Origin of the sequence: Bradyrhizobium acaciae, assembly GCF_020889785.1 — a bacterium.
Lineage (GTDB): Bacteria > Pseudomonadota > Alphaproteobacteria > Rhizobiales > Xanthobacteraceae > Bradyrhizobium > Bradyrhizobium acaciae.
In genome coordinates, this window is the sequence record NZ_JACMYK010000247.1 from 1 (window position 1) to 5,368 (window position 5,368).

A 5,368-nucleotide genomic window follows, 5' to 3' on the forward strand; every position below is an offset into this window, starting at 1 on the left:
CGCAGCCTCGCGGCCACCCTGCGTGCGGCGGTCTTCCCGCGGCACGGTAATGCGGATCAGCCGCTCGATATCGCGCAAATAGCCCATCTCCTCGGCGCCGGCGATCAGCGAGATCGCGACCCCGTCGGCACCGGCGCGCGCGGTGCGGCCGATGCGGTGGACATAGGTTTCCGGGATGTTGGGCAGGTCGAAGTTCACGACATGGCTGACGCCATCGACGTCGATGCCGCGGGCGGCGATATCGGTCGCCACCAGCGTGCGGATCTCACCGGAACGGAATGCCGCCAGCGTGCGCTCGCGGTGGTTCTGCGACTTGTTGCCGTGGATCGCGTTGGCCTCGATGCCGGCTTTGGCGAGGCTCTTCACCACCTTGTCGGCACCGTGCTTGGTGCGGGTGAAGACCAGGGCGCGATTGACCGGCTCCTGCTTCAGAAGCTGGGCGAGAACCGTCGGTTTGGCTGCGAAATCGACCTGGATCGCGCGCTGGGCGATGCGATCCACCGTCGAGGCCACCGGCGTCACCGCCACGCGGGCGGGGTCGCGCAGCATCGCCTCGGCGAGCTCGGCGATGTCCTTGGGCATGGTGGCCGAGAAGAACAGCGTCTGGCGCCGGATCGGCAGCTTGGCGACGATCTTCCTGATGTCGTTGATGAAGCCCATGTCGAGCATGCGGTCGGCTTCATCGAGCACCAGGAACTCGACCTGGTTGAGTTTCAGTCCGTTGCTCTGCACGAGATCGAGCAGGCGGCCGGGGGTGGCGACCAGCACTTCGACGCCCTGCATCAGGGAACGGACCTGGCGGCCCATCGGCACGCCGCCGATGGCGAGCGTCGAGGACAGCCGGATGTGGCGGCCGTAGGTGTTGAAGCTGTCGAGGATCTGCCCGGACAGTTCGCGGGTGGGCGAGAGCACTAGCACGCGGCAGCTCTTGGGCTGCGGACGGACGCGGTTCTCCAGCAGCCGGTGCAGGATCGGCAGCGCGAAGGACGCCGTCTTGCCGGTTCCGGTCTGGGCGATCCCGACGACGTCGCGGCCGGCAAGTGCGAGCGGGATGGTTTGGGCCTGGATGGGGGTCGGCGTGAGATAGTTTTCTTCTCGAAGCGCGCGGGCGATGGGATCGGCGAGGCCGAAATCCTGAAAGGAGGTCAAAAGATGGTTCTTTCCATAAAAGCCGTCATCGTCCGGCCAGTATTGGCCGGAATCGCATGAAGGCATTCGGGGACACCCGCGTGTCTGGGGCGTCAAGCTGGGTTAGCTGAAAGGCGAGCCAGAAGCCGCTTGGGGCAGCTTGAACACGCAGCTCGCGAAGGCACCGCGATGTCGCGGGCATGACGAGGATATGGACCAGGAACTTGGCGGTTTCAAGATGATATCGCTGGCTTTGGTGCGCGGAGTTCGCTGAACCATCGCGCAAACTGTCACAAATCGGTGCCGGAAATTTAGCCAAGTCTCAAATTCTGCCTAGAAAATAACCTGATTGCTCTTTCAGCAGTCAGGTTGGCGGCTCAATGCTTGGGCAGTCGCCGTCCGTATTTGCCCGGAACTCGTGAAATTATCCAACCGGTTCATCGGCTTACGGTGCCCACGCACCGTGGCACAGTTCTTGCGATTCCCTTAACCGCAGGCGGCCATGCGGCCGTTTCGCAAGCGTTCACGCCTGCGTCAGGGAGACGACATTTCATGCTTACTCAGCTTACTCACGGAATAGCGACGATGACCCGCCGCCGCGCGCTCGCGGCGACGGCCGGCCTGGTTTTGGGTCTGGCTGCGTCCTCGCCCTTCGCGCCCGCGCAAGCGGCCGACGACACCATCAAGGTTGGTATCCTTCACTCGCTGTCGGGCACCATGGCCATCAGCGAAACCACCCTGAAGGACACGATCCTTTTCCTGATCGACGAGCAGAACAAGAAGGGCGGCGTGCTTGGCAAGAAGCTCGAGCCCGTCGTGGTCGATCCCGCATCGAACTGGCCGCTGTTCGCCGAAAAGGCGCGCGAGCTGATCACCAAGGACAAGGTTGCGGTCGTGTTCGGCTGCTGGACCTCGGTGTCGCGCAAGTCCGTGCTCCCGGTGTTCAAGGAGCTGAACAACATCCTGTTCTATCCGGTGCAGTATGAGGGCGAAGAGTCCGAGCGCAACGTGTTCTACACCGGCGCGGCGCCGAACCAGCAGGCGATCCCCGCCGTCGATTATCTGATGAAGGAAGAGAAGGTGAAGCGCTGGGTGCTGGCCGGCACCGACTACGTCTATCCGCGCACCACCAACAAGATCCTGGAAGCCTATCTGAAGTCGAAGGGCGTCGCCCAGGACGACATCATGATCAACTACACGCCGTTCGGTCATTCCGACTGGCAGACGATCGTGGCCGACATCAAGAAGTTCGGCTCGGCCGGCAAGAAGACCGCGGTGGTCTCCACCATCAACGGCGACGCCAACGTTCCGTTCTACAAGGAGCTCGGCAACCAGGGCATCAAGGCGACCGACATTCCGGTGGTCGCGTTCTCGGTCGGCGAAGAAGAGCTCGCGGGCATCGACACCAAGCCGCTGCTCGGCCATCTCGCCGCCTGGAACTACTTCGAGTCGATCAAGACTCCGGCGAACGAGAAGTTCATCAAGGAGTGGCAGGCCTACACCAAGAATCCGAAGCGCGTGACCAACGATCCGATGGAAGCGCACTACATCGGCTTCAACATGTGGGTGAAGGCGGTCGAGAAGGTGAAGTCGACCGATCCGGACAAGGTGATCGACGCTCTCCCGGGCATCGAGGCGCCGAACCTGACCGGCGGCACCTCGAAGATGCTGCCGAACCACCACATCACCAAGCCGGTGTTCATCGGCGAGATCAAGGGCAACGGCCAGTTCGACGTGGTCTGGAAGACCCCGGGCCTGGTGGCCGGCGACGCCTGGTCGAAGGAGCTCGAAGGCTCCAAGGACCTGATCGGCGACTGGGTGGGCAAGAAGTGCGGCAACTACAACACCAAGACCAACAAGTGCGGCGGCCAGGGCTCTTGAGCAGCTTAAAGGCTCTTAAGCTCCTGACCTGATCAACGACACAACACAACCATCCAAGAACCTGGAGAAGGCGGCGTGCTCGCCGCCTTCTCCTCACACTCCTGCCGGGGTCCTGACGTGTTCGCCAATTGTATTGATCGCTTTCGTGCGCTGTTTCTCTCGATCCTGCTGCTGAGCTGCCTTGCTGTGCCGGCGCTGGCCGGCCCGTTCGAGGATTCAGTCGCCAAATTCGCCAATGATGAGTTCTCCGACACCGAGGCCGCGGTCGGCGAGATCGCCGCATCGGGCAACGCACTGGCGTCGCCCATCATCAGCGCGCTGCAGGACGGCCGGCTGTCGGCCGATCCCGACAGCAAGAAGGTCTTCATCACCCAGGCCGACGGCAAGATCGTCGACGCGACGACCGGCGCTGCCGTCGACAAGCTGCCGGACAACGCTGCGGCCGTTCGGCTCAACAACCGGCTGCGCCGCACCGTCGAGGCCGCGCTCGGCGGCCTGACCCTGCTGTCGCCGGATCCGCCAAGCGGCTCGCCGCGGCGCAATCGGTGTTCAAGAGCCACGAGGAAAACCTGCTGCCGACGGTGGAGAGCGCGCTCGCCAAGGAGAGCGTCAAGTCGATCAAGCAGGCCTTCGCCGAGGCGCGCGCCGCCATCATCCTGTTCAAGTCGGATGCATCCGACAGCGACAAGCTCGACGCCGTCGCCGTGGTCAAGGCGCGCGGCGATCAGGAGGCGCTGGCGCTGCTCACCGGGCTTGGCGACCAGCCGGCGCTGGTCACCAAGGCGGCCGCAAGCGCGGTGTCCTCGATCCAGAGCAATCTTGCGATGTGGTCGATGGTGCAGAACGCCTGGTATGGCCTCTCGCTCGGCTCGGTGCTGCTGCTCGCCGCGATCGGCCTTGCCATCACCTTCGGCGTGATGGGCGTCATCAACATGGCACATGGCGAGATGGTGATGCTCGGGGCCTACACCACCTTCGTGGTGCAGGAGGTGATCCGCACCCGCTATCCCGCGCTGTTCGATTATTCGCTTCTCATCGCGGTGCCGCTCGCTTTCCTGGTCGCGGGCTTCATCGGCGTCCTGATCGAGCGCACGATCATCCGCTTCCTCTACGGCCGTCCGCTGGAAACGCTGCTCGCGACCTGGGGCCTGTCGCTGGTGTTGCAGCAGGCGGTCCGCACCGCGTTCGGCCCGACCAACCGGGAGGTCGGCAACCCCTCCTGGATGAGCGGCGCGTTCGAGCTCGGCCAGATCACCATCACCTATAACCGGCTCTGGATCCTCTGCTTCACGCTCGCGGTGTTCGCCATCCTGCTTGCGATGCTGCGCTACACCGCGCTCGGGCTCGAGATGCGCGCGGTGACCCAGAACCGCCGCATGGCGGCCTCGATGGGGATCGCCACCTCGCGGGTCGATGCGCTGACCTTCGGCCTCGGCTCGGGGATCGCCGGCATCGCCGGCGTGGCGCTGTCGCAGATCGACAATGTCAGCCCCAATCTCGGCCAGAGCTACATCATCGACAGTTTCATGGTCGTGGTGTTCGGCGGCGTCGGCAATCTCTGGGGCACGCTGGTCGGCGCCTTCACGCTCGGCATCGCCAACAAGTTCCTCGAGCCTGTGGCGGGGGCGGTGCTCGGCAAGATCGCGATCCTGGTGCTGATCATCCTGTTCATCCAGAAACGGCCGCGCGGCCTGTTCGCGCTGAAGGGCCGGGCGGTGGAAGCATGACGCCGCACATCCTCACCCGTTCGCTTGACCGCGCCGCGACGGCGTTCGTCCTGCTCGTCGCCGCCGTCGGCGTACTGATCCCGCTGTCGAACCTGCTGTTGCCGCAGGGCTCGATGTTCCAGGTGCCGACCTATCTAGTGGCGCTGTGGGGCAAATATGTCTGCTACGCCATCCTCGCGCTGTCGATCGATCTGATCTGGGGCTATTGCGGGATTCTTTCGCTTGGTCATGGAGCCTTCTTCGCGCTCGGCGGCTACGCGATGGGCATGTACCTGATGCGCCAGATCGGCAGCCGCGGCGTCTACGGCAATCCGATCCTGCCCGACTTCATGGTGTTCCTGAACTGGGACAAGCTGCCCTGGTACTGGTACGGCTTCGACAAATTCTGGTTTGCAGCGCTGATGGTGCTGCTGGTGCCCGGATTGCTGGCCTTCTGCTTCGGCTGGCTCGCCTTCCGCTCGCGCGTCACCGGCGTGTATCTGTCGATCATCACGCAGGCGATGACCTATGCGCTGCTGCTGGCGTTCTTCCGCAATGATTTCGGCTTCGGCGGCAATAACGGCCTGACCGACTTCAAGGATATCCTCGGCTTCAACGTGCAGGCGGAGGGGACGCGTGCCGCGCTGTTCCTG

3 protein-coding genes and 1 pseudogene are annotated in these 5,368 nt (G+C 63.7%); 3 read left to right on the top strand and 1 reads right to left on the bottom strand.

The window, feature by feature from the left end:
- On the bottom strand, positions 1–1,215 hold a 1,215-nt coding region (locus tag H8A92_RS39420; protein ID WP_229200652.1), incomplete at its 3' end, for a DEAD/DEAH box helicase.
- A gap of 465 nt (positions 1,216–1,680) precedes the next feature.
- Here H8A92_RS39420 and urtA point away from each other — a divergent pair.
- The 3 genes and pseudogenes from urtA to H8A92_RS39435 form a co-directional block, all read left to right on the top strand.
- Entirely contained in the window at positions 1,681–3,009 is a 1,329-nt protein-coding gene (gene urtA / locus H8A92_RS39425) for an urea ABC transporter substrate-binding protein (RefSeq protein ID WP_146989050.1), read from the top strand.
- A gap of 132 nt (positions 3,010–3,141) precedes the next feature.
- A pseudogene (gene urtB, locus H8A92_RS39430) lies at positions 3,142–4,736 on the top strand (urea ABC transporter permease subunit UrtB).
- Positions 4,733–5,368, top strand: a 636-nt coding sequence (locus tag H8A92_RS39435) for an ABC transporter permease subunit (RefSeq protein ID WP_420831434.1), incomplete at its 3' end; no start/stop codon positions are given. The pseudogene urtB and the gene H8A92_RS39435, both read left to right, overlap by 4 nt.

What these genes read in the sequence shown, in the direction of transcription:
- urtA (WP_146989050.1), top strand. Translation starts at nt 1,681, where the DNA reads ATGCTTACTCAGCTTACTCACGGAATAGCGACGATGACCCGCCGCCGC.